General features: G+C 61.9%; 17 protein-coding genes and 1 other RNA gene. 9 read left to right on the top strand and 9 right to left on the bottom strand.

Translation table 11 applies throughout. The features are described from left to right. The first annotated feature begins 75 nt into the window (after positions 1–75). Together ASE26_RS04990 and ASE26_RS04985 are read left to right on the top strand one after the other, a co-directional pair. Complete coding sequence (locus tag ASE26_RS04990; protein WP_055932617.1) at positions 76–1,056, top strand: cytochrome P450; 981 nt, start codon at positions 76–78, stop codon at positions 1,054–1,056. Further along, entirely contained in the window at positions 1,053–1,397 is a 345-nt protein-coding gene (locus ASE26_RS04985; protein WP_055932620.1) for an antibiotic biosynthesis monooxygenase, read from the top strand. The genes ASE26_RS04990 and ASE26_RS04985 overlap by 4 nt, the downstream gene beginning before the upstream one ends. Here ASE26_RS04985 and ggt read toward each other — a convergent pair whose 3' ends face one another. The 8 genes from ggt to ASE26_RS04945 all read right to left on the bottom strand — a co-directional run bounded on the left by ggt (position 1,398) and on the right by ASE26_RS04945 (position 9,442). Beyond that, on the bottom strand, positions 1,398–3,164 hold the full coding sequence (gene ggt, locus ASE26_RS04980) for a gamma-glutamyltransferase (RefSeq protein WP_057245691.1): 1,767 nt from the start codon (positions 3,162–3,164) through the stop codon (positions 1,398–1,400). A 6-nt stretch (positions 3,165–3,170) separates the two neighbouring features. After that, on the bottom strand, positions 3,171–3,617 hold the full coding sequence (locus ASE26_RS04975) for a hypothetical protein (protein WP_082507384.1): 447 nt from the start codon (positions 3,615–3,617) through the stop codon (positions 3,171–3,173). A gap of 147 nt (positions 3,618–3,764) precedes the next feature. Beyond that, positions 3,765–4,385, bottom strand: coding sequence for a PEP-CTERM sorting domain-containing protein (locus tag ASE26_RS31150; protein ID WP_055932627.1), 621 nt, complete (start codon positions 4,383–4,385; stop codon positions 3,765–3,767). A 197-nt stretch (positions 4,386–4,582) separates the two neighbouring features. Continuing rightward, positions 4,583–5,473 (bottom strand): RNA polymerase sigma factor RpoH, encoded by an 891-nt coding sequence (rpoH, locus tag ASE26_RS04965; protein ID WP_055932629.1) that lies wholly within the window; start codon positions 5,471–5,473, stop codon positions 4,583–4,585. 335 nt (positions 5,474–5,808) lie between these two features. Then, the gene (gene ftsX / locus ASE26_RS04960) at positions 5,809–6,723 is read right to left on the bottom strand and encodes a permease-like cell division protein FtsX (protein ID WP_055932632.1); all 915 of its coding nucleotides are present in this window, start codon (positions 6,721–6,723) and stop codon (positions 5,809–5,811) included. Further along, on the bottom strand, positions 6,720–7,379 hold the full coding sequence (locus tag ASE26_RS04955; RefSeq protein ID WP_055932635.1) for a cell division ATP-binding protein FtsE: 660 nt from the start codon (positions 7,377–7,379) through the stop codon (positions 6,720–6,722). The genes ftsX and ASE26_RS04955 overlap by 4 nt, the downstream gene beginning before the upstream one ends. Before the next feature lie 9 nt (positions 7,380–7,388). Then, on the bottom strand, positions 7,389–8,441 hold the full coding sequence (ftsY, locus tag ASE26_RS04950) for a signal recognition particle-docking protein FtsY (RefSeq protein WP_055932639.1): 1,053 nt from the start codon (positions 8,439–8,441) through the stop codon (positions 7,389–7,391). A 50-nt stretch (positions 8,442–8,491) separates the two neighbouring features. Then, complete coding sequence (locus ASE26_RS04945; protein ID WP_057245690.1) at positions 8,492–9,442, bottom strand: MerR family transcriptional regulator; 951 nt, start codon at positions 9,440–9,442, stop codon at positions 8,492–8,494. A gap of 357 nt (positions 9,443–9,799) precedes the next feature. On the opposite strand from ASE26_RS04945, the gene ASE26_RS04940 reads away from it, so the two are divergent. Together ASE26_RS04940 and ASE26_RS04935 are read left to right on the top strand one after the other, a co-directional pair. Further along, positions 9,800–10,876, top strand: a complete 1,077-nt coding sequence (locus ASE26_RS04940) for a porin (protein WP_055932645.1) — start codon at positions 9,800–9,802, stop codon at positions 10,874–10,876. 62 nt (positions 10,877–10,938) lie between these two features. Beyond that, positions 10,939–11,406: a hypothetical protein gene (locus ASE26_RS04935; RefSeq protein WP_055932647.1), complete on the top strand. Its 468-nt coding sequence runs from the start codon at positions 10,939–10,941 to the stop codon at positions 11,404–11,406. Positions 11,407–11,491: 85 nt separating this feature from the next. Here the strand turns inward: ASE26_RS04935 and ASE26_RS04930 are convergent, their stop codons facing one another. Beyond that, positions 11,492–13,189 carry a thiamine pyrophosphate-binding protein gene (locus ASE26_RS04930; protein ID WP_055932650.1) on the bottom strand — a complete coding sequence of 566 codons (1,698 nt, stop codon included), beginning with the start codon at positions 13,187–13,189 and terminating at the stop codon, positions 11,492–11,494. A 320-nt stretch (positions 13,190–13,509) separates the two neighbouring features. Here ASE26_RS04930 and rnpB point away from each other — a divergent pair. The 5 genes from rnpB (at position 13,510) to mraZ (ending at position 19,336) form a co-directional block, all read left to right on the top strand. Continuing rightward, positions 13,510–13,841, top strand: an RNA gene (rnpB, locus tag ASE26_RS05090) — RNase P RNA component class A. Positions 13,842–13,853: 12 nt separating this feature from the next. Continuing rightward, complete coding sequence (gene glpK / locus ASE26_RS04925) at positions 13,854–15,338, top strand: glycerol kinase GlpK (protein WP_055932653.1); 1,485 nt, start codon at positions 13,854–13,856, stop codon at positions 15,336–15,338. Further along, on the top strand, positions 15,335–16,108 hold the full coding sequence (locus ASE26_RS04920) for an AraC family transcriptional regulator (RefSeq protein WP_055932656.1): 774 nt from the start codon (positions 15,335–15,337) through the stop codon (positions 16,106–16,108). The genes glpK and ASE26_RS04920 overlap by 4 nt, the downstream gene beginning before the upstream one ends. A gap of 97 nt (positions 16,109–16,205) precedes the next feature. Beyond that, positions 16,206–18,428 (top strand): M9 family metallopeptidase, encoded by a 2,223-nt coding sequence (locus ASE26_RS04915; protein ID WP_055932660.1) that lies wholly within the window; start codon positions 16,206–16,208, stop codon positions 18,426–18,428. A 479-nt stretch (positions 18,429–18,907) separates the two neighbouring features. Continuing rightward, a complete protein-coding gene (mraZ, locus tag ASE26_RS04910; protein ID WP_055932663.1) occupies positions 18,908–19,336 on the top strand; it encodes a division/cell wall cluster transcriptional repressor MraZ in 429 nt (142 codons plus the stop codon). The last annotated feature ends 7 nt before the right edge of the window (positions 19,337–19,343 follow it).

Genomic DNA, 19,343 nt, shown 5'->3' with positions numbered 1-19,343 from the left:
TTTCGATGCAGGGCGAATTGTCGTTGTGCTTTTTTCAGCATACTGCAATTTCTTGAACGTTGCCGGAGAAACGGAATGCAGAATCTGGAATGGGATGCAGGGCGGGGATTGTGGATCGCAGCCGGCGCCGCGCTGGTGGAAGAAGTGCTCAGCCATCCTGCCTTGCGCGTGCGGCCGCAGGCAGAAGCTGTGCCCGCTGCGATTGCGGGCGGCAGCGCCGGCGAGGTGTTCGGCGCGCTGGTGCGCATGAACGATGGCGAACGCCATGCCGCGCCCAAGCTGGTTTTGCAGCGTGCACTGGCTTGCGCCGCCGGCGGCGAGGCCGCGCAGCAGCGCGCACGGGAGGTTGCAGCACGCCTGCTGGCGGAAGGGCGCTCGATCGGCGCCTGGGCTTTTGAAGCGCCTGTCAGTACGGTTGCCAGCCTGCTCGGTTTCACCGACCAACAGTTGCCTGCGGTGGCGCGCTGGATGGGCGAGTTCGTGGCCTGCCTGTCGCCATTGAGCAGCGCCGGGCAAATTGAACAGGCACACGCAGCGAGCCTGCGCCTGCTGGCCGCCATGCGCGAACTGTTGCAAGCGGCGCCGCAGGCTTCGCTGGCCGCGAATGTCGCGCAGGAAGCTGCCGCAGCCGGCTGGCAGAACGACCACGCCATCCTTGCCAACTTGGTCGGGCTGATGTCGCAAACCTACGAAGCCACTGCCGGCCTGCTTGGCAACAGCCTGGTCGCCATGCAGCAGGGTGCGCCGGGCAGCGACGCCAATGCGCTGGTGGCGCAGGTGATGGAAACCGATCCGCCCATTATCAACACCCGCCGTTTCGCCGCCGAGCGCTGCATTGTCGGCGGCGCGACAGTCGCAGCGGGGCAGGCGATACTGGTCATGCTTGGCGAAGCGAAACGCGGCTTTGGCCATGGCCGCCATGCCTGCCCTGGGCAACAGCTGGCGCGGCAAATCGCTGCCGGCTGCATCGAAGCGCTGCGCAGCAAACCGCTGCCGCAGCTAAGCTGGACTTACCGCGCATCGGTCAACGCGCGCATACCGGAGTTTCATCAATGATTGCAGTGATTTTTGAAGTGACGCCCGCCGCAGGGCGCAAGGATGCCTACCTGGATATCGCGGCCAGGCTGAAGCCAACGCTGGAGCAGATCGATGGTTTTATCAGCGTCGAACGCTTCCAGAGCCTGGCCAACCCGGAAAAGATGCTGTCGCTGTCGTTCTTCCGCGACGAGGCCGCGGTGCTGGAATGGCGCCGCGTGGAAGCGCACCGCGCCGCCCAGCAAGCCGGGCGCGAAAAGCTGTTTGCGGACTACCGCCTGCGCATCGCCAGCGTGGTGCGCGACTATGGCCTGAACGAGCGCGCGGAGGCGCCGGCCGATAGCCGCGAACGGCACGGGTGATCAGTGCCCGCGCTTTTGCACCAGCGCGCTGCCGGTGCCATGGCGCCTGCCTTCGCTGACCGCGGTCACGCTGCCATCGGGATGGAAGACGATGGCATTGGCGGCGCCGATTTCCTCGGCCGCTGCGTCCCAGCGTTGGCCGAAACGCTCCAGCGCTTGGGCTTGCGCGCTGCCGGCAAATCCCGGCTCGATGGAGGTGGCCCGGCCATTGCGCTCCGAGATGCGCGGTGCATCCAGCGCTGCCGGCATGTCCATGCCCAGGTCGATATGGTTGAAGATGGTCTGCAGCACCGTGGTGACGATGGTGGAGCCGCCCGGGCTGCCGATGGTGAAGGCCGGCTTGCCGTTGCGGAAAGCGATAGTCGGCGACATGCTGCTGCGCGGCCGTTTGCCCGCTTCCGGCACGTTCGGATGGGGTCCGGTGAAATCGAAGTCCGTCATCTCGTTGTTCAGGATGAAGCCGTAGCCCGGCACCGTGATGCCGCTGCCGCCCCATGACTCGATGGTGAAGGTGTAGGCAACGATATTGCCGTCCTTGTCCGATACGGCCAGGTGGGTGGTGTGCGCGCTTTCCGACAGCAGCCTGGCCTTGGCGGCGCCGGCGGGGCGCAGTGGCACGCTGGGGTCTTGCTGGAACAGGTAAGGATCGCCGGGCTGCGCGTAATAGTGCGCCTGGGTAGGATCGATCAGTTCGCGGCGGCGCGCTGCGTAGTCCTTGCTGAGCAGTCCCTCCACCGGCGCGTCGACGTATTCCGGATCCGCCAGGTAGGCATTGCGGTCGGCGAAGGCCAGCCGCGCCGCTTCCAGGTACAGGTGCTCGGCCTTCTCGCGCGGCATGGATTTCAGGTCGAAGCCTTCCAGGATATTGAGCGCTTCGGCAATCGTCACGCCGCCGCTGCTTGGCAACGGCATGCCGACCAGTTCATAGCCGCGGTAAGTGCTGCGCACCGGCTGCCGCCAGCGCGCTTCGTAATTGGCCAGGTCGGCCAGCGACATCTGGCCCGCGCGGACTGAAACGCCCGCAGCGACAGGCGGGCGGTTGACCGAGTCGACAATCGCCTGCGCCAGCTTGCCCGAATAGAAGGCTTTCACGCCGCCGGTGGAGAGCAGGCGGTAAGTCTTCGCCAGGTCGGGATTGCGCAGCAAGGTGCCGGCAGGCAGCGCCTTGCCGTCCCGCATGTAGCGCCCCGCGGTCTCCGGGAACAGCGCGAACTTTTGCTCATTCTCTTTGACCAGCGCGACGAAGTTGTCGTTCACCTTGAAGCCATCCTGCGCCGCCTTGATGGCCGGCGCCAGCACCTGCCTGAACGACATGGTGCCATAGCGGTCCAGGGCATCATGCCAGCCGCGCACGGTGCCCGGCACGCCAACCGCCATGCCGCTGGCGACTGCGGTCTCGAAATCCATCGCCTTGCCGTCCGGCGCGAATGCGCTGGAGCGGAAGGAAGCCGGCGCCACCTCGCGATGATCGAGTGTGATGACGCGGTTTTCCTTGGCCAGGTAGATCACCATGAAACCGCCGCCGCCGATGCCGCAGCTGAACGGATCGGTCACGCCCAGCGCGGCGGCTGCCGCCACCGCCGCATCGACCGCATTGCCGCCTTTGTTCAGGATCGCCAGCGCGGCCTGCGAGGCCGGTTCGCTGATGGTCGCCACGGCGCCGCCGGTGCCGCTGGCAACCGGGGTCTTGGCCCAGGCCGGGACGCCGAATGCCAGCGCAATGATGATGGTGGAAGTCAGTCGTCGGGGCAGGGCGTTTGGCGTCATGGGCAGCTATGTTGGCTGGGAAATAGTTACCCGCAAGCTTACCCGATAATCCGGCGCTGGTGCCTTCAGTGAAGGCGCTTCGGCCGGCTCCATCCCCAGCAGCGTAAAGGTCAGCCCATTGCGCGTCACCGTTTTGCCGGCGCCTGGCATGTCCTCGGCCAGCACGAAGCTGGTGCTGCCCTGTTGATCAGCCAGCACGAAGCTGTAACTGATATAGCCAGCCCAGACGCAGACTGCCCCCTTTTTACAACGGCTGTCATTGACGCGCTCGAGTTTGAGCGTCACGGATGGGGCCAGCGTGACGATTTCCCCTTGTGCCAGGACGTAGCTGGCGCTGGTGCGTGGTGCGGGACGGCTGGCTACGTCCTCAGCAGTACTGCGGGTTGAGCCGCAGGCGGTGGCAATGGCAAGGACCAGGCCCGCCATGCCCAGACAGATCAGTCTAGCTTGCATGATGTTCTCCTCTGGCCTGGGAACAGCTTAGCAAATCGCAAACGATCGCGTTGCACTGTTGAGTCCACTCAACAATAAGGGTGTAAATATTCCCGACAAAAAAAGCGCCCCGAGGGGGCGCTAGTTTTTATAGTTGGTTTTCACAACTTATTCTGTGCGGCGACGGCGGGCTACCCCCAAGCCCATCAGCCCGACGCCTAGCAGTGCCAGGGAAACTGGTTCAGGAATGACGCTGATTGTAGGGACCGTGTCGTCGCCAGGGTCAGCAGGTGGATCGTCTGGCAGCGGATCGGTTGGATTGGTTGGCGCATTGAAATTGCCGGCCAAGACCAGGAAGTCGACATTGGTGGTGTTATCGTGGATGTTCAGCGAATCCAGGCGGAAGCGATATACCTGGCCGGCAAGCAAGGTCACGTCATCGAAGTAGGCTGCGTAACCGCTTGGCTTGGTCTTCGCTTGCGAGACATCGTTGAGCAGGAAATCGAAGTCGAAAGACTGCACCGAGCCGCCATTGGGCGGGGCGATGCTGAAGTCGAACGTAGTGTCGGCCGTTACTTTGACGTAGAGCGTGGTCTGGTCCTTGACGTGGATCCAGTCGGCAAAAGTCCAGACTGAATCGCCGTCGGGATTCCACCCCGCGGCGATCGAGCTGCCAACTGTCAGAGTCAACGCGTTACCGCTGGTTTGCCCTAGTTTATTGGTAGGGCCTGCGGCGGCGGAGCCAACAGCCAGGGCGCAGATTGCAGCCAGTGCCAGTTTCGTGAACATGGTGACTCCTCGATTTGTGTGCTCAGGGGTTACTAAGCAATCGTTATGCCACAAACTGAAAGTCAGTCATTTCAAGGACTTACCGGGTGTTGCATGAGGGAATGTAAAAATTCCCGACATTAAGAGGCTTACTCCGCAGTTAATAAAAAAGCACCGAACCTTGCGGTATCGGTGCTTTTGGCGAGGACAGCCCTGGCTTACATATAGGCGGCCAGCGAGCCTTTCATTTTTTTCAGGGCAGCCGCTTCGATCTGGCGGATGCGTTCGGCCGACACGCCGAATTCTTCAGCCAGCGTGTGCAGCGTGGCGCCCGAGCCATCGTCGTTGGCCAGCCAGCGTGCTTCCACGATACGGCGCGAACGTGCATCGAGCTTGGACAGGGCAGTTTCCAGGCCCTCGGACTGCAGGCGCACCACCTGTTCCGCTTCCAGCACCTTGGTCGGCTCCATATTGTCGGAGGACAGGTAGGCGATCGGCGAAAACTTGTCGTCTTCGTCGTCGGAAGGGGCTTCCAGGGCGATGTCGCGGCCGCTCAGGCGCGTTTCCATCTCGATCACTTCTTCGCGCTTCACGTCCAGCGCCTTGGCCAGTTCGTCGATCTGCTTCGGCGACATGGCATCCAGGCCCTGCTTGTGGCTGCGCAGGTTGAAGAACAGCTTGCGCTGGGCCTTGGTGGTGGCCACTTTGACCAGGCGCCAGTTCTTCAGGATGTATTCGTGGATTTCAGCCTTGATCCAGTGCATGGCGTAAGACACCAGGCGCACGCCCTGGTCCGGGTCGAAGCGCTTGACCGCCTTCATCAGGCCGATATTGCCTTCCTGGATCAGGTCGCCGTGTGGCAGGCCATAGCCCAGGTAGCCGCGCGCGATCGACACCACCAGGCGCAGGTGGGAGGTGACCAGCGTTTCCGCCGCCTTGATATCGTTCTTTTCCTTCAGGCTCTTGCCGAGCGCCACTTCTTCCTCGTGGGTCAGCATAGGCAGGCGATTGACAGCCGAGATGTAAGCGTCCAAGTTGCCCAGGCTCCCGCTGAAGCCAAGGGTCAGCGCGTTGCTGCCGGCAGGTACCAGTGCGTTTGTTGCGGTCATCTTATCTATCCTCGCTTGAAGGGAATGCTTTTCAGAGTTACCAGCATGCACGACAGAACTTAAATGATTCTTAACCTCTATCATGCCGTTCTGAACATATATTAGCACTCTCCCCTGGTGAGTGCCAATCGCAGGGATTTTATGGCTCTGATAGCAAAAACACTATCGCCAGAGCGCGATTCCTTGCGCTGGATCAAAGTCAGGATAAGGCGGGGAACGGAGCGGCTCGGTGCGGATACGCACGAAGAATTTGAAAGTCGGGGTCAGCTGGTCAGCTCCGGCAATCGGACATTTTGCGTAGCAAAATGTCCGATTGCCGGAGCTGACCCCGACTTTCAATTTAAACGCGACAGGTGACGCTGGACGCAGAGTAGGGCGCCGACCAGGCCGAGCCCGGCGGACAGGGCGAGCAGGCCGGCAGTGCCCATCGGGTCCAGCGGAACCAGCTGGAATTCCGAGGCGTACAGTCTTGCGAAATCTGCAATGGCGCGGTTGAGTGGCTGCAGGGCCAGTGCCACGCCGCCCAGGGCTACGCCGCCGGCGCACAGGCCGAGCAGGGCGCCGGTGTAATAGAAGGGGCGGTGGATGAAGCTGTCGCTGGCCCCGATCAGTTTGGAGACCAGGATTTCCTCACGCTGGGTCATCACCTGCAGGCGGATGGTGTTGAACACCACTGCCACCACTACCGTGGCCAGGGTGGCGGCCAGCAGCAGCAGGGCCAGGCGCAGGATGCCCAGCAGGGCGGCCAGCCGCTTTACCCAGGCCGAATCCACCTGCACCGATTCCACGCCCGGCAGGGCGCGCATCTGGTCGGCGATGCTGTCGATCTGGCTGCCTTCCGCGGCGTTCTGGAAGGCATTCAGTTTGACTACATAGCTGTCCGGCAGGGGATTCTCGCCCAGCGTGGCAACCACGTCGGACAGGCCGCTCTTGGCATTCAGCTGCTCCAGCGCTTTTTCGCGCGAAGTGAAAATGATCTTGGCCGAAGGTGCGATGCTGCGCAGCGAGGAAGCCAGCCCGGTGGCCTGCTCGCGCGGGGTTTCGGCCTTGATGAAGACGCTGAGCTCAGGCTCGACCGCCATCTGCTCCGACAGCGGCCGCACATTGTCGAGCAAGGTCACGCCCATGAAGGGCAGGGCCAGCGCAATGGCGACCACCAGGATATTGAACAGGAAAGAGCCCGGCGCCCGGCGCACATGCACCAGGGCGGAGCCGAGGGCGAACAGGTGGTGGCGCAGCCAGGTGCTCATGCTGCTTCCTTCATCAGTTCGCCGCGTTCGAGATGGATCACACGCGCCGCGGCGTCCAGAATCTGTTCATCGTGCGAGGAAATCAGGCAAGTCACGCCCACCGAGTGGAAGGCGTGCAGCGCATCGATCACCCGGTTGGCACTGGCGCGGTCCAGGTTGGCGGTCGGTTCGTCGGCCAGGATGATTTGCGGCCGGTTGACGATGGCACGGGCGATCGATACGCGCTGCTGTTCGCCGCCGGACAGGGCCAGCGGCTGCCCGTCGGCACGGTCCAGCAGGCCCACCTTGTCGAGGGCGGCGCGGGCGCGCTGCTCGGCGACAGCACGCGGCGAACCGGTCACCAGCAGCGGCATCATCACATTGGCCAGCACCGTGCGGTCGTTCAGCAGGCGCTGTTCCTGGAAGATCAGGCCCAAGTTGCGGCGCAGGAAGGGAATGCCGGCGCGTTTCAGGGCGCCGATGTCCTGGCCGTTCACCAGCACTTTGCCCGACGTCGGCCGCTCCATGGCGGCGATCATCTTCAGCAGGGTCGACTTGCCGGCGCCGGAAGGGCCGGCAAGGTAGACCAGCTCGCCTTTGGCAATGGTGAAGGAAATGTCGCGCAGGGCGACACCGTCGGGGGAGTATTGCTTGCTGACGTGCTGGAATTCGATCATGTAGGCCGGTTACGCGAGCAGTGCTTCAACAAATTCAGCCGCATTGAACGGCTGCAGGTCTTCAATCTTTTCGCCGATACCGATGAAGTACACCGGAACCGGGCGTACGCGGGCGATGGCGGCCAGGATGCCGCCTTTCGCAGTGCCGTCGAGCTTGGTGATGATCAGGCCGGTCAGTTGCAAGGCATCATCGAAAGCCTTCACCTGGGCCAGGGCATTCTGGCCGGTATTGCCGTCGATCACCAGCAGGGTTTCGTGCGGCGCGCCTTCCATGCCCTTGCCGATCACGCGCTTGACCTTTTTCAGCTCTTCCATCAGGTGCAGCTGGGTCGGCAGGCGGCCGGCGGTATCGATCATCACCACATTGGTGCCGCGCGCCTTGCCGGACTGCACCGCGTCGAAAGACACGGCAGCCGGGTCGCCCGACTCCTGGGAAATCACGGTGACGTTGTTGCGCTGGCCCCACACCATCAACTGTTCGCGGGCGGCGGCGCGGAAAGTGTCGCCGGCAGCCAGCAGTACCGACTGGCCGTGGGCCTGCATATGCTTGGCCAGCTTGCCGATGGTGGTGGTTTTGCCGGCGCCGTTGACCCCGGAAATCATCATGACCAGCGGCTGGTGGCGGCCCAGTTCGAACGGCCTTTGCAGCGGCTGCAGCAGGTCGACCATCAGCTGCTTGAGCGCTTCCTTGACCTGGGCGGCATCCAGCAGCTTGTCTTCCTTGACCTTGCGCTTCAGCGCATCGAGCAGGTATTCGGTGGCGTCGACGCCGGCATCGGACATCAGCAGCGCCGCTTCCAGCTCATCGTACAGATCGTCGTCGATCTTGGCGCCGACGAACAGGATGGACAGGTTGGCGGAAGTCTTCGACAAGCCGGCCTTCAGGCGGCTCATCCAGCTTTGTTTGGGTTCCGGCCTGGCGGCGGTTTCGACTTCAAACGCCAGCGGCGCGGCAGTCTCGGTGCCGGCAGGCACGGAAGGAGCAGGGGCCGCAGGTGTTGCGGCTGGCACTGCGGGCGCGGCTTCCGGCGCGACCGGTTTCTTCTTGAAAAAACTGAACATGGACAAGTTGGCAGAGGGTCCTTCAATCGAACCGCGTATTCTACCAGAGGCTAGCTGAGGGCCAGTCGCTGGCGCTGGCGCCATTCGGTGACGGCGCCGCCGATATCGTCCAGCTCGCACACATTCACCGTGCTTGGCGGGCGTTTGCGCAGGGCCGAGTTGTTGCCGCCGGCCCAGATTTCAGCCTGGTCCGGCAGGCGCACCCGCAATTCGCGCAGGCTATCAGCAACGTGGCGCGGATTCATGGTGGCGGAAAAAGACAGCGCAACGATGTCCGCCTGCATGGCGCGCGCGCCCTCGACGATGTCCGGCAGCGGCGTCTGGACGCCTAGCGGAATGCAATGCGCTCCCTCGGCGGCAAACATGGCTTCGGCCATCAGCAGGCCCAGGCCGTGGCGTTCCTGCGGCAGGGTGGTCAGCAGCACACGCGGGCGCGGCGCCCCGCTGCTGTGGTTCACCTGCGGCACCGAGAATACGGCGCTGCGCAGTACGATCTGCACCGATTCGGCAAATAAATGCTCTTCAAACACCGCGAACTGCCCGCAAGCCCACGCTTCGCCCACCAGGGTGGTAAGCGGGGCGACCAGGTTGATCACGAAATTCTTTAAGCCCATCACCAGCATCGCCTGCGTCAGTTTGCGGCGGAAAGCTTCCATTTGATGGGCTTTACAGAGTTCCAGGAAGGCGTGCAGCTCGGGGTGCGGCATGGCAGCTTCCATCCGCTGGCTGGAAGCGCTTTTCTGCGCCAAGGCCTGCAGTTCGTCCGCGGAATAGCCGATAACCTTGCCCGGACGGTAGCCCAGATCAATCAATCTCTTGATCAATCTCAATTTAATTACTTGTTCGCTTGGATAGACTCGCTCTCCGAACGTGTCGCGTTCAGGACGGGGAAAATCGTAACGGCGCTCCCAAACGCGCAAAGTTTCCTTTGCCAGGCCGGTGTCCCGTTCCACATCGCTGATGGTGGATGGAATTGTTACAGAAACCGCACTCGTTTTCATTCGCCGACAGCGCCCCCAGATTGATCCGCGACCTGCATTCTAACGCTCAAGTCTGACACAAAGTTGCATGCAGCACAGTTCCGTTTCACTGGGAAACTGCGCTTCAAAGCCCTTGTCCATGACACAATCCCGGCGCCCCAGGTTTCACGGCCAAAAGAAACGAAAGTGTGAAATATGTCCTGAACAAAAAAGTTGAAAGTTGTATAAATTTTATTCGGTTTACTCCAGCAAAAGGCGTCCCCTTGCAATACGTATTACTACGTGAATAGCAGGAAATATTGAGATCATATAAAATAACGGGCGATCAGCGCCGAAGAGCCCTGGTGATCGATAACAAAGAAAAGGAAGAAGCACATCATGAAGAAGACCCTGATTTCCCTCGCAGTACTGGCAGCAGCATCCGGCAGCGCCTACGCCCAATCCAATGTAACCGTTTTCGGTATCATGGATGCCGGCATCGTGTCCGAACACGGTGGCAAGAACGGTAACGTGACCAAAGTGTCCTCCGGCGTCGCCAATGCATCGCGCATCGGCTTCAAAGGCACCGAAGACCTGGGTGGCGGCCTGTCCGCAGTGTTCATGCTGGAAGGCGGCATCAAAGGCGACACCGGCGAGTCCGACGTGTCCGGTTCGATCTTCCAGCGTCAGGCATACGTAGGCCTGGTGTCGAAATCGGCTGGTACCCTGACCCTGGGCCGCCAGTACACCCCTTGGTACAACGCATTCGTGCAAGTTGGCGATCCGTTCCAGGCTGGCCTGTCCGGTTCGGCTAAGAACATCTTCCCGGCAAACGGCATCAACGTACGCAACAGCAACTCCGTGTACTACAAGTCGCCAGACATGATGGGTATCACTGCTGAAGTGTTCTACGCTGCCGGCGAGCAGAAAGAATCCTCGACCGGCCGTCAACTGGGCGCGGCGATCGGCTACAAGAACGGCGACTTCGAAGGCCGCCTGGCTTACAACAACCGTAACAACGACACCGTTGCCAACAACATCGTTACCGGTCGTGACATCGGCCACAACACCCTGCTGGCTGTGAACTACGACTTCAAGGTTGTTAAGGCCTTCGCGATGTTCAACGCCAACAAAGGCCTGAACAGCGTTGCATACCCTAACGGTACCGCTTACACCGCTGCTGCAGTAGCCGCTTCGACCGACAGCCGCAACTACCTGGTAGGCGCGACCGTTCCTGTGTCGGCTGCTGGCTCCCTGGTGGCTTCCGTAGCCCGCGCGGATGACCGTGACGTTGCCAACCGCGATGCTAACCAGTACGCAATCGGCTACCTGCACAAACTGTCGCCACGTACCACCACCTACATGTCGTACGGCAAGATCAAGAACAAGAACGGCGCTTCCTTCACCGTTGGTAACAACGCTGAATCCGGCTCCGGTGACTCCGCTTACAACGTAGGCATCCGTCACACATTCTAATACCTGTCAGTTCCAGGTCAAAACGGCTGCCTCGCGCAGCCGTTTTTTTTTACAATGCTGATATGAAAACTTCACATCGCATCGGCAGCGCGCTGCTGCTCGCTTCAGTCACGGTATTGCCTGCCGCATTGGCGGCCAACAAAGCCGGAGGCCTGCCGCGCCACGGCATGGTGGTTTACTCTGACCTGTGCGTGCACGAAGGCAGCGGCGAATATGGCGGCCAGCGCATTACGCTGCAGCGGTTTGCCGAAGTCGATACGGTAATTTACGAATACACGGCTGGCGGCCTGAGCTGGCCACTGGTGGCGAACGACGTGCATGTCGACCCGCGCGGCAAGATGATGTATTTCACCGTGCAGGAAGGGGAGGAAGAGCGCACCATCAGCGGCAAGTTCTCTCCCGGCGGCGAAACGCTGACGCTGGATGGCGGCTATTGCGACGACCAGTCGCAGCCAATGGTACTGGCCAAAGTGCGCGACTTCAGCCGCACTGCCAAAGCCTGCAAGTCCTGTCCGGCGCCGAAGCGGTAATCAGGTCTCCGCATGGCGGTAGCCGAAATATAAAAGGGCTGGCCGCGCGATTGCGGGCCAGCCCTTTGACTGTGGGGCGGTGGGATTATTTGCCGGCGGCGATCGCCTGCTTGCGCAGGGTGTCGAGGGTGGCGCCAGGGGTGATCAGGTTGCCGTCGTAGCGCAGCTCGATGATGGCCGGCAGGTTCTGCTCGCGGGTGAAGGCGAGGGCACGCTGCAGGGCAGGCGCGAATTCCTCGGTGGCCGCGACGGTTTCGCCATGTCCGCCGAAGGCGCGGGCCACTGCAGCGAAGTCCGGGTTGTGCAGCGTGGTACCGGAAACGCGGCCAGGGTATTCGCGCTCCTGGTGCATGCGGATGGTGCCGAACATCTGGTTATTGAATACGATGATGAGCACGCCAGCTTTGTACTGCACGGCGGTCGCCAGTTCCTGGCCGTTCATCAGGTATTCGCCGTCGCCGGCAAAAGTGACCACGGTGCGTGCCGGGTCGATGATTTTGGCGGCTACGCCGGATGGTACCGAGTAACCCATGGCGCCGCTGGTCGGCGCGAGCTGGGTGCGCATGCCGCCGTACGGCCAGTAGCGATGCGCCCAGGTGGCGTAGTTGCCGGCGCCGTTGGTGATGATGGTGTCCGCCGGGCACTGTGCCTTCAGTTCCTGCACCACTTGCCACAGGTTCAGCGGGGCGTTGTTATCCTTGAAGATCGACGGCTGCTGCTGCCAGGCGCTGTACTCGGCGCGCGCCTGTTCGACGCTGTCGCGCCAGGCGCTCGCATCCACCGGCTCCATTGCCGCCAGCATCGCTGCGGCCTGCGGCATGCCGGAGGCGATCATCATTTCGCCCTGGTAGACGCTGCCCAGTTCCTCCGGGCTGGCGTGGATATGCACCAGGCGCTGTTGCGGCACCGGCGAGGCGATGATCGAGTAGCCGCTGGTGGTCATTTCTCCGAGGCGCGGGCCGATGGCGATCAGCACGTCGGCGTCTTTCACGCGCGCGGCCAGCTTCGGATTGATGCCGATACCGACGTCGCCGATGTAATTCGGGTGCGCGTTGTCCAGCAGGTCCTGGAAACGGAAGGCGCAGCCGACCGGCAGCTTGTTCGCTTCGGCGAATTTGCGGATATCGGCAGTAGCTTGCTCGTTCCAGCCGCCGCCGCCCAGCAGCAGCATCGGGCGCTTGGCTTCGGACAGCATCTGGCGCAGTTGCGCGATCTGCGGGGCGGAAGGGGCGCCCTGGGTCGGCACATAGGCACGGGTGTCGGCGACACTTGCCTTGGCGGTCAGCATATCTTCCGGCAGGGCCAGCACCACCGGGCCTGGACGGCCGCTGGTGGCGACCTGGAAAGCGCGGGCAATGTATTCGGGAATGCGGTCGGCGCGGTCGATCTGGGCGACCCATTTCGCCATCTGGCCGAACATGCGGCGGTAGTCGACTTCCTGGAAGGCTTCGCGGTCCATGAAATCGCTGCCGACCTGGCCGATGAACAGGATCATCGGGGTCGAATCCTGGAAGGCGGTGTGCACGCCGATCGAGGCATTGGTGGCGCCCGGCCCGCGGGTCACGAAGCAGATGCCTGGCTTGCCGGTCATCTTGCCGTATGCGTCGGCCATGAAGGCAGCGCCGCCCTCCTGGCGGTTGATGATGAAGCGGATGCCGGATTCGTGCAGGGCGTCCAGCACGTCCAGGTAGCTTTCGCCAGGCACGCCGAAGGCGGTATCGGTGCCGTGGACTTTCAGCGCATCGACCAGGATCTGGCCGCCGGAACGAGGAGTTTGCGTCATGGTACTTGCCTTCTTATACATGGATTTGGCATTCTATGCCTGCCCTAGGGAAATAGCTTTCCGATTTGCGACACCAAATTATATGGACGGAGTCAGGGCCCAACACCCAACACGGCTGCGCCGTGTCAGGTATCGGGACCTGACCCCGGATAAGTAATGTTGGAGTCAGGGCCCAACACCCAACACGGCTGCGCCGTGTCAGGTATCGGGACCTGACCCCGGATAAATAACGTTGGAGTCAGGGCCCAAGACCCAGCACGGCTGCGCCGTGCCGGGAATCGGGACCTGACCCCGGGGTTAAAGCTGGTAAAATACCGCCCGAAGCAAGCCAGACAGCCGCTGGCCCGTGTCGCAAGACATGGGCGGGAGGAAGGTCCGGACTCCACAGAGCGGGGTGACGGTTAACGGCCGTCCGCTGAAAGCCAGCAATGGTATAAGGCGAGGAATAGGGCCACAGAGACGAGCGTATTAAGTTACGGTGAAACGCGGTAACCTCCACCTGGTGCAATTTCAAATAGGCACGCGATGATGTTGCTCGCGGAGCGTGCGGGTAGAAAGCTTGAGCGGCGGAGCAATCCGTCGCCTAGAGGAATGGCTGTCATAGCACCTTCGGGTGCCGTAACAAAATCCGGCCTATCGGCTTGCTTCAACTAATTCTTGAGAGATGACTCAATACATCCTCGCCCTGGACCAGGGCACAACCAGCTCGCGCGCCATCCTGTTCGATCACGAAGGGAAAATCGCAGGATGCGCGGCACAGGAATTTCCCCAGCACTTCCCCCAGCCAGGCTGGGTTGAACACGATCCCAACGAAATCTGGAACAGCCAGATCTCCGTGGCACGCAAAGTCCTGCAGGATTTCGATGTAAAGAAGGTGCGCGCCATCGGCATCACCAACCAGCGTGAAACCACCGTGGTGTGGGACCGCAAGACCGGCGAACCGATCGCGCCGGCCATCGTGTGGCAGGACCGCCGCACCGCCGATTATTGCGAAGAGCTGCGCGCCGCCGGCAAGGCGAAAATGATCTGCGATGCCACCGGCCTTGAGCTGGACGCCTACTTCTCCGCCACCAAGGTCAAATGGATCCTGGACCACGTGCCGGGCGCGCGCGAACGTGCACGCAAGGGTGCGCTGTGCTTCGGCACCATCGATTCCTGGCTGGCCTGGAAACTGTGCGGCGTGCACGTCACCGACGTCTCGAACGCCTCGCGCACCATGCTGTTCAACATCCACCTGATGCGCTGGGACTCGGACCTGCTGCACCTGTTCGACATCCCCGAAGAAATGCTGCCGCAGGTGGTATCCTCCAGCGAGGAAGTCGGCACCACGCGCGAAGCCCTGTTCGGCCATGCGATCCCGGTCGCGGGTATCGCCGGCGACCAGCAGGCGGCCACCTTCGGCCAGGCTTGCCACAAGCCGGGCATGGTGAAGAACACCTACGGCACCGGATGCTTCATGCTGATGCACGCCGGCCGCCACCCGCGCACCTCGCACAACCGCCTGTTGTCCACCGTCGGCTGGCGCGTCGACGGCGTTACCGATTACATGCTGGAAGGCTCCGTCTTCATGGGCGGCGCCACCGTGCAATGGCTGCGCGACGGGCTGGGCATCATCCAGCAATCGAGCGATGTGGAGGCGCTGGCGAACAGCGTGCCTGACAGCGGCGGCGTGTTCCTGGTGCCAGCCTTCGTCGGCCTTGGCGCACCGCATTGGGACCCGTATGCACGCGGCACCATCGTCGGCCTGACGCGCGGCAGCAGCAAGGCGCACATCGCGCGCGCCGCCGTGGAATCGATCGCCTACCAGAGCGCCGAACTGCTGGCGGCAATGCAGAAAGATGCAGCTATGCCGGTAACGGAGATGCGCGCCGACGGCGGCGCGGCCCGCAACGACATGCTGATGCAGTTCCAATCCGACCTTCTTGGCGTTCCCGTGCTGCGCCCGAAGGTCACCGAAACCACGGCACTGGGCGCGGCCTACCTGGCAGGCCTGGCCGTCGGCTTTTGGGAATCGCAGGAAGAAATCGCCACGCAATGGGCGTGCGAGCGCCGCTTCACTCCAGCGATGGGGGGTGACCAGCGGGCCGAGTTGCTGGCAAAATGGAATCGCGCCACAGAGCGCGCCAAAGCATGGGAGACACCTTTATGACGGACCGTCCTTGGAACGTGGAGCTGGACGCGATCGAAAAACTGTTCGACGCGATGACCGAAGTAGCCTTCTTCGTGAAGGATCGCGATGGCCGCTATGTGGCCGTCAATAATACGCTGGCCCGCCGCTGCGGCCTGCGCAGCAAGTCCGACATCCTCGGCAAGACCGTGATGGACGTGCATCCGCGCCCCCTCGCTGCCGCTTATGAGGCGCAGGACCGGCAGGTGATCGACATGGGCGCCACCATCGAGAAGCACCTAGAACTGCACCTGTACCCGAACCGCCGCCGCGGCTGGTGCCTGACCCACAAGGCCCCGCTGCGCAACGAGCAAGGCGATATCGTCGGCCTGGTAGGCACCTCGCACGACCTCGGCCTGGTCGACGAACAGCACCCGGTTTACCGCCAGGTGGCGCGCATTGCGCAGCGCATCCGCGACAACTTCCATATGCAGCTGAACCTGGCCGACCTGGCGCGCGAAGAAGGCCTGTCGCTGGCGCGAGTAGAGCGCCTGTTCCAGAAAGTCTTCCACTACAGCCCGCGCCAGCTGCTGCTGCAATCGCGGCTGGAAGGTGCGCTGGCGCTGATTGAAGCCCACCCTGGCCGCAGCATCGCCGACATCGCCCGCGAATGCGGCTACACCGACCACAGTGCCTTCAGCCGCCAGTTCAAAGCGATGACAGGCTATACGCCAAGCCAGTTCCGAACCGGTTCCGGCGCGCGTCCACCTGTGGCTTTTTCGTCCATCGCCTGTGCAGTTCACGTTAGCTGAAGCAGCGAAATCACCATAACGGCGCACACGATTGAAGCCGCGCCACCTCTCCTCGTTAGCATGGGCGCTCCCATTACATAACAGAAGAGGTGGAGACATGATGTTGAAAGCAATCGGCGCAGCAGCTTTGCTGCTCGCCGCGCAAGCCCACGCGGATAGCGGTAACAAGCTGCACCAGCCGCCCGCGCCGCACCAGCGGCAAACCCTGCCGCCATCGGTGGAGCAGAGCAAGTACGACCTGGCGCCAACGCGCAAGCCGCGCAATGACCTGATGCCGCGCAGCCTGAAAACCAGCATGGCGCCGATGGCAGCAACGCCGCAGTGCAAGGACATGAACGTCCTGGCCAGCTACAGCGGCGCTGCACTGGCCGAATACCTGGCCACGCTGCCTGACTACGAGTGCACTTATCCGCTGTTCTCGGCGGCGCCGGCACTCGCTACCAGTATCTATTCCAGCGCCAACGTGAGCGCCGTCGCCAGCCGCCTGGCCAGCGAGGCATCCAGCTACAACGGCAGCAACATGAAGCTGGTGAACCTGGTGCTCTACCTGCGCGCCGGCTACTACCAGGCCAGCGGCGGCACCATTCCTGCGCTGAGCGAATCGGTACGCGCACCGATTCGCACTGCACTGCATGGCCTGGCCCAGGGCAGCAGCCTGTATGCCAACAACACCGCGGCGCCGTCCACCGCGATCGAAGCATGGAAGCTTGTCACCAATATGAACGACGAGGTGCAATTCCTGCCGGATGCGAAGGCCACTGTGGCGCGCTTCACCAATACTTCGGCCAAGCCGACGGCTGCCGAAGCGCTGAAGCAGGATAGCGCCAGCGGCGGCATGACCGGTGCGCTGACTGTGCTGTTCCGCGCCCACACGTCCCCTAACGCAGGTACGGCGCTGTCGGGCGACATCTCCTACGCCAACACCCTGTACTCGTTCATCACCAACAACAAGGCGGCCCTGCTGAACACCAACGCCGGCGCCCACCTGACCGATGCATCGAACGAGGCCTTCCGCTTCATGCAGTACGCCGGACTGAAGGCGCAGGTCAAGCCGATGGTGCAGAACACCCTGAATACCAGCACCATGCTGGGCGCCGACAGCGGCATGTGGCTGGCGGCAGCGGCGGCTGTGAAGTACTACGACAGCGGCAATTGCGCGCAGTACGGCGTGTGCAATTACGAGGACCAGTTGGCAAATGCGGTGCTGAAGACGAGCTACAGCTGCAGCCCGTCGCTGCGCCTGCGTGCCCAGGACGTGACCCAGGCCCAGGTGCAGGAAATCTGCTCCGCCCTGGCGACTGAAGAGGGCTACGCCCACACCATGCTGCAGACCAACCGCACCCCGGTTGCGCATGACAACAACACCGCGCTGGAACTGGTGGTGTTCGACGACTACAGCAACTACAGCAAGTACGCCAGCGTGATCTACGGCATCGACACCAATAACGGCGGCATGTACCTGGAGGGCGATCCGTCCGTGGCCGGCAACCAGGCGCGCTTCATCGCCCACGAGGCGTCGTGGCTGCGTCCGACCTTCAAGGTGTGGAACCTGGAGCATGAGTATGTGCACTACCTGGATGGCCGCTATGACATGTACGGCGATTTCGGCCAGGGCACTTCCGTGCCGACGGTGTGGTGGATCGAGGGTGTCGCGGAATATCTCTCGCTGAAAAATAACAACCAGCCGGCAATCGACATGGCGCGCAGCCGCAAATACCGCCTCAGCGACATCTTCGGCAATACGTACTCGATGTCGGATTACCAGGACCGTGCCTACCGCTGGGGCTACATGGCGACCCGCTTCATGATGGAGCGCCATCGCTCCGACGTAGACCAGGTGCTGTCCAAGTTCAGGGTCGGCGACTATGCGCGCTACAACGACTTCATGCGCGACATTGGTGCCCGCTACGACAGCGAGTTCGCTGCCTGGGCCGATGCGGCCACCACGGCCGGCGAACCACCGCTGCCTGACAGCGTGTCCAACCTGCCAGCCTGCAGCGGCCAGTCCTCGCCAAGCTACCTTGGCAAGAACTGCGCAATCCGCAACCTGTCTTCCGGCAGCCGCACCTACCTGCACCTGATCGTGCCGGCCGGTGCCAAGAACGTGAAGATCATGAGCGCGGGCGGCAGCGGCAATATGGACATGTACGTGGCCCTGAACCGCTATCCGAGCACCACCTCCTACGACTATGCCTCCACCAACTCGGGCAATGCCGAAAATGTCAGCATCCCGAGCCCGGTGGCGAACCAGTGGTATTACATCACGCTGGAAGCGAAGCAGCCGTTCAGCGGCGTCACGGTAGGCGTCACTTACGAGTGACAAGTCTCTCAAGCCGTATAATGTAGGCAAGCGGCGACATTCGCCATATGTCTATACAAGTTGCCGCCCAGTCCAAACTGGGCGGCATGTTCTTTTCGAGGGTCGACATCGCGCGCAAAGCGTGACAGGCAGCAATTCTCCCGCTTATCCGGGCGGCGGCATTTGTTGTTAAATTGCTTAATTGTCGTTGCCTCAAGGCAACCAAATGCAGTTTTCCAAATTTATTTCTAGTCACTTTTCCCCTCTCTGGCCAGCCCTGCACGTGAAGTAGCACTTTCACTATCTTTCATAAGTCCCTAATTTCTCAGTGGTTTTTACTTCGGCTATTTCTCAAGGAATGCCGCTAAGTCCTTAATTTCATTGGACAAATCGCTATTTTCGCTTGGGAAATTCGCTTGACCACCTTGTGCGCTTCCTCTAAAGTGGGCGACAGTGTGAAAAAGTGTAGTTTTGTGGGATTTTTTAGATAAGGTTAAGTCGTGTTCCAAGGCGCGTCCGCGATTACTCTCGATGCGAAAGGCAGGATGTCCATTCCGGCCAAGCATCGTGACGCACTGGTAATCCAGTGCGAAGGACGGCTCACGCTTACCAAACACCCGGACGGCTGCCTGTTGATGTATCCGCGCCACGTCTGGGAAGCCAAACGCGACCAGATCGCTTCGTGGCCGATGTCGGCCCGCGGCTGGCAGCGCATCCTGCTGGGTAACGCCGCCGACGTCGAGATGGATTCGGCCGGCCGCATCCTGGTTGCCCCTGAATTGCGCGACGCCGTCGGCCTTGGCCGCGAAGTCGTGCTATCCGGCATGCTGACCCATTTCGAAATCTGGGATCCGGTCAAGCGCGCCGCAAACGAGCAAGCCACCATCGAGGTTGGCATGCCCGATACCTTGTCCGATTTCTCCTTCTGAGGCCCGG

It is taken from the genome of Duganella sp. Root198D2, from assembly GCF_001428585.1.
GTDB lineage: Bacteria > Pseudomonadota > Gammaproteobacteria > Burkholderiales > Burkholderiaceae_D > Rugamonas.
This window is presented reverse-complemented; position numbering and strand designations above follow the sequence as displayed.